This is a genomic window from Zarconia navalis LEGE 11467, from assembly GCF_015207075.1.
In the GTDB taxonomy this organism is placed as follows: Bacteria; Cyanobacteriota; Cyanobacteriia; order Cyanobacteriales; family Geitlerinemataceae; genus Zarconia; species Zarconia navalis.
Map to the genome: position 1 here is coordinate 1 of NZ_JADEXN010000372.1, position 5,591 is coordinate 5,591.

At 47.7% G+C, this 5,591-nt stretch carries 4 protein-coding genes; 1 reads left to right on the forward strand and 3 read right to left on the reverse strand.

The window, feature by feature from the left end:
- From cofG to tftA, 3 genes are all read right to left on the reverse strand, one after another.
- Window positions 1–768, reverse strand: a 768-nt coding sequence (cofG, locus tag IQ235_RS17275; protein WP_264322668.1) for a 7,8-didemethyl-8-hydroxy-5-deazariboflavin synthase subunit CofG, incomplete at its 3' end; no start/stop codon positions are given.
- 11 nt (window positions 769–779) lie between these two features.
- Window positions 780–1,559, reverse strand: a complete 780-nt coding sequence (locus IQ235_RS19015; RefSeq protein WP_502652925.1) for a DUF8692 domain-containing protein — start codon at window positions 1,557–1,559, stop codon at window positions 780–782.
- Between the two features lie 403 nt (window positions 1,560–1,962).
- On the reverse strand, window positions 1,963–3,321 hold the full coding sequence (gene tftA / locus IQ235_RS17285) for a hormogonium tapered terminus morphoprotein TftA (RefSeq protein WP_264322671.1): 1,359 nt from the start codon (window positions 3,319–3,321) through the stop codon (window positions 1,963–1,965).
- Window positions 3,322–3,902: 581 nt separating this feature from the next.
- Between tftA and IQ235_RS17290 the strand changes: the two genes are divergently transcribed.
- Window positions 3,903–5,591, forward strand: a 1,689-nt coding sequence (locus IQ235_RS17290; RefSeq protein ID WP_264322670.1) for a sensor histidine kinase, incomplete at its 3' end; no start/stop codon positions are given.

The following is a 5,591-nucleotide window of genomic DNA, read 5'->3' on the forward strand; positions in this document are numbered from 1 at the left end:
CCCCAAATCCCTTGCCCCTGCTTGCAAGCAGGCCAAGAGAATCTCGGGGGTGGCGACTAAATTGGGGGGAATTTGGATGGTAATCTCGGGGGGCAAAATCTGACGGGCGAGTTTTACCACCTCTACTAATTTCTGAGGCTGGAAGGTATCTCCTGCCCAGGGTTGCTGCTGTCCGAGGCTGTGGGGTTGAAGGATGACTTCCTGGATGTGGCCCCACTGGCGATGACTTGCGGCGATCGTTTCTAGGGTCTGTTCCCAGTCGGCGGGAGTTTCCCCAATACCCAGCAACAAACCCGTGGTGAAGGGAATTTGCAGTTTTCCGGCCCATTCTAGCTGTTGCTGGCGGATTTGGGGCCGTTTGCTGGGGGCGTGGCGATGAACGGATTCCATCAGTTTGGGGGTCGTTTGTTCGAGCATTAACCCCATAGAGGCATTGACCTGCTTGAGTTGTGCCATTTCTTCCCAACTCAGCGGCCCGACGTTGGTATGGGGGAGGAAGCCTAGAGACAAGGCCCGTTCGCACAACTGGTAAATGCGATCGAACCATGCTTGACGTCGCGAACTCTTTGGGTGAACTTCGCCACTGAGGATTAAAATCTCGATCGTCCCGGTGTCTTGCAGGGATTGGAGGATTTTCCCGGCGGCAGCCAAACTCAACCACGGACTACCGCCGGGTTCTGTACGAAAGTTACAGTAGGTGCAGCGATTAAAACATTCGTAGGTGGGAACGAGGGTATAAGCGCTGCTGTAAGTCACTTTCTCCGACATGAAACTGCCAATTATTCTTTTCGATCGACATTAAAAGCAAACTTGATACGGTTGATACCCATTTGAGGAAGGTAAGCGAGCAAGGCATAAATAAATAAAACGATACCCAACATTTCCATCATTTCTTCGAGGGTACTCAGGGCAATATAGCCGAAATTGTCCTCTCCATGCAGGTATTTGTAATATCCATTGATGAGTTCGACTCCAAAAGCACCACCGACGGCTAAAACGGTAGATAATGCCGTTAAGTATTGCGTCGATTGCGGCAAATGACGGAAAAATTTGTAGAAAGATAACAAAAATATTGACAGAACGATAAATCCAGGAACGACCCAGGCGTTATGAAACACGCCGTTAATCCCGAGCCTATGCATAGGAGCCGAGAAAGATTCGTGAAGTCCAATTAACTCATCAACCGATAAGTAGAAAAAGACGAGAGACAAAATTTGCCAATAAAGAGTATATCGATCTTTGATGCGAAATTTCAAGCAGGAAATAAAGCCGATAATCACCGAACAAAAAAGCAATGCCCACGATGAGTAGAGCGTCGGGAAATTATGTTCGTTTCTCAGTGCAAATTTATAGGTGAAAAAGTTGCGAAGAGGAAAAGCTGGCAGAAAAGAGCGAGCCAGATCTCCCAAGATTGACAAACAGACTAGACTGGTAACGACGATTAGGAGAAATCGTAACGTTTTTCGCGCAAAAACGGCAACATCTATATCGACTTTGAATGGTGCATCTAAGTTAAAAGAACTTGAGTCATTTTTGAATGAACTAGAACCGGTCTTCATGATGATTTACTTTCTCTGAAAATGGAGCAAAAAATCACTATCTCAACACAAAGTTTTCGCAATTTCAAAATAGAATAGCGAGTATTAAGAGCCTCGAAAAAGTGACTAAAATGTTGATTCTATTCGTCTTCTTTTATCTTTCAATATTTGCTATGGAGCAAATATTGATATCGATCGACGAACGGGACGGAAACAAGAATGTATTCGGTAACCAGCATCCGAATCATTCCATATCAACGACTTCTAGAGTGTGGAAACAGTAGTCAGTAGACTTGAGAAGTCTATTATAACCTTATCTTAACTAGCTGTTAATCTATGCGTAAGATAACGATCGACCTCTGATGGTCGTAAGACTGAGGCTTAGAACGTCGATCGAAAGCATTTGCGAAACTTAACGATCCGCCTACAGCAAACTCGCCGACTCGTAAAGTCGCCGTACCAACGCCATAATCTGCGCTCCGTAGTTGGCAGCAGCCGACCAGCGACCGTCAAGTTGACCGACCAATGGCGCAACTCCCCGCGTGATGAAGCGAAACCGGGGATCTTCCACGGATTGCACTAGAGGTTCCGTACTCGCGTAAGCTTTTAGGTGTTGGATGTGCGCCCTCACCCCCTCTCTCGCACTAGCGAAAGACGCAGGACGATCGCCCGTTGCCGAACCTAACGCACCAAAATTGTTCGAGTTTGCCGTTATTCCCCCACCAAAGCGCAGAAAGTTGGTTTCCAAACACATCTGAGTAAAAGCAATATCGTAGTTGACCCCCTCGACGCTTGCCTCCTCTCGATACAGCTTGGCAATTTCGGGAAACGCAGAGATTGCCGCCGCGTTCGTATTTCGCAGGAAAATCATCAACTGCACTTCTGTGGAGTTGCCATGGCCCATAATCTTATCCAACTGACCCACGCAAATGGGTAAGATCGAGCGTAAAACCACCGCGCGACTGGTATTGTTCCAGCCGACAGAGATATTGAAATCTCGCAAATCGACAGCTTTGATATACACCACATTGCGGTAGCGAAGGCGGCGAATATTGGCAGCATTGGATAGGTCTACCCCCAAACTATCGGCTAAGTCCACTGGAATGAAAGAATTGCCATTGACTAACAAACCCGACCCTTCATACATTTGACCGTTGACATTAATACCAATGGTGGGATAGGTCGGTGCGGGAGGAACCGGTACAATAGGGTCGGGTAACGAGGTTCCCCCCTCCCAGGCGATTAATCCATCGGCAATGCCCTCGGCAACATCCTGGCGGCGATTGAGCATCAAAAAGCGATCGTCGGGGTTGGTGAGAAACCCAATTTCCAGCCACACCGACGGCGGAATCACCCCCCGACAAAAGAGCAAACTCCCCGTGGCTGTTTCCGTATCCGGTTTCGCTCCGCGATCTTGTAGCTGTGGGACCTTCCTCAGCAAGGCTTCTAGTACTCGATCGGCATGCTCTTGGCGTTGGGGGTTGTTGGCAATATAGTAGGCGGTGGTTCCCCGGATATTTGGGTTTGTGGTTCCTTCGGCGTGAAGTTCGATGGCGATATCTCCAGCACGATAGCGCAGGTTAATCCAATTGAGAGTTTGAGCGGCACTGAGATCGTCGGGGACGATGAGAGCCTCCACTTGACGAGTGCGCAGGCTGCTGGCAACTAAATCTCGGATTTTGATGGCAACAGCCGCTTCGGTGGTATTTCCAGCAATGACCCCCGGATCGATCTGACCGTTCTCGAAGCCGCCATGTCCCGCTGATAAAAAGACTCGTCCCATGCCAGAACCCATCCAAAATCGCAAATATCAATCCCTGTTGTAGCACGAACCGGAACGGCGATCGAATCACAGATGGTTTACCACCACAGACGAAGTATTTCGCGATCGTCTAATCTTTCGAGTTCTTTATAGCGATCGCGGGCAAAGTGAAAGCTCGTTTGAGTGCGACCGATCGTTTAGTTGAATTCGGTTTGAGTTCATTTTTTTTGTGGAAGAAGTTAAGGGTTTTTACATGGTGGCGATCGCATTTCACTTAAATGATTTCACGTCGCTCCCATATTAAACTTGAGTCAAGACCTCTTTATATCTATTTCATCGGGCTTCTGTCTTATCTAAATTACAGAAATAATTAAGCCTGGATAGTTAAAACAAAACTTAATATTATTATTATTATTTTCTCGTTCCTATTCCCTCCTTTTGCCGTATATCTAAAGATTTACATCGTTTCGATCTACCTTCACAATCTTTTTACAAGTGATTGTTAGGGTGAGACTGAAGTCATATTGAAGTATCTCATCCTATCTCACTTCGGAGTACTGACACCTCTAATTATGGACACAGATAACCCTCGACCAGTTTTTTTGACTCGTTTAGTGACCTCAAACCTGACAGCCAATATCCGATCTCGCCTATTCACCCCTTGGATCGCGCCCGTCGGAAATTGGCTCCACAGTCTCAAAGTCGGTCAAAAAATTAGTTTGGGGTATGCTGCGACCTTGGGAATTGCGATTTCGGGAACGACAGTGGGTATTGTTTTGGGCGATCGCCACCAAGACTTAGCCAGACAACAGATCGAAGATGTCCTTGAAGAAACCCGCCTGTTGGCGACCCTCGATCGAGAACTCAGCCACGCACTCCTGCACCAGCACCGGATAATTATCTTGGGTCGGCAACCCGAGATATTTCAAGAAGAATATATCGAGTTCCAACACCACGTTGCCGGGTTCGATCGCGCTTGGCGGGAGTTAAAAGCCTCTTACATCTCCCCAGAGAGTGACGAGCAGTCGGACGAGTTAGAACTGGTAAAAAAACTGACGACAAAATACGATGGTGTGACGGCTGCGTACTTTGGCGAAGTTGAATTTATTGTAGGCGATATCACTCCTAGCAATTGGCGACCCGAAGAGGTAGAAGAAGATCGAGAACGATTAATTCGCTTGAACCAAAATCTCCTCGGTCGATCGATGAGGAACTTTTCAGAGGATTTGGAATCGGTCGGTGAAGTCATCGCCCAGGAAGCTGAGGATGCCGAAGAATATTTGCAAATAGCAGAGACACTTCAGATGCGAGCGATCGCCGCGAGCATTTTACTTTCAGGTTCGATCGCGGCGTTGTTTGCCATTCGGACCAGCCGTGCCATCTCTCTCCCCCTAAAAAAAGTCACTTACATCGCCCACAAAGCCACTGCCGAAGCCAACTTCGACCTCCAAGCACCTGTCACCACCCAGGACGAAGCAGGAGTATTGGCTTTGGCGGTGAATCAGCTCATCGGACGGGTGAAGCAACTGTTACAAGAACAACAACAAGCCAACGAACAGCTCGAACACTACAATCAAACCCTCGAGCAAAGAGTGCAAGAGCGCACCCAGGAACTTCACGACAAAACTACATTTCTCCAGGAAACCCTGCACAAACTTCAACGCACCCAAGCTCAACTGATTCAAGCCGAAAAAATGTCGAGTTTGGGGCAGATGGTGGCTGGAGTTGCCCACGAGATTAACAATCCGGTGAATTTTATCTACGGCAATCTCATCCATGCCAAGGAATATATAGAAGATATCTTCAACCTCTTGGAACTTTACCAGCAGGAATATCCCACTGCCGCCCCCATCATCCAAGAAGAAATCGAAGCGATCGAACTCGATTTTATCCAAAAAGATTTGACGAAGCTCTTGCGATCTATGGGAGTTGGAGCCGATCGCATCCAGGAAATTGTCAAATCCCTGCGCAACTTCTCTCGCCTGGATGAAGCGGAAATCAAAACGGTGGATATCCATGACGGAATCAATGGTACGCTGATGATTCTGCAAAATCGCCTCAAAGCCAAGCCAGAGTACACCGAGATCGAAGTGGTCAAAGAATACGGACAATTGCCTCCGATCGATTGTTATACCGGCCAGCTCAATCAGGTATTTATGAATCTGCTGGCAAATGCGATCGATGCGTTAGAGGAAAAGCGACAAGCTAGAGGGGAAAAGACAAAGATCGAGATTCGCACCGAGGCATCCTCCAACAATACCGTGACGATTCGGATTCGAGATAACGGATCG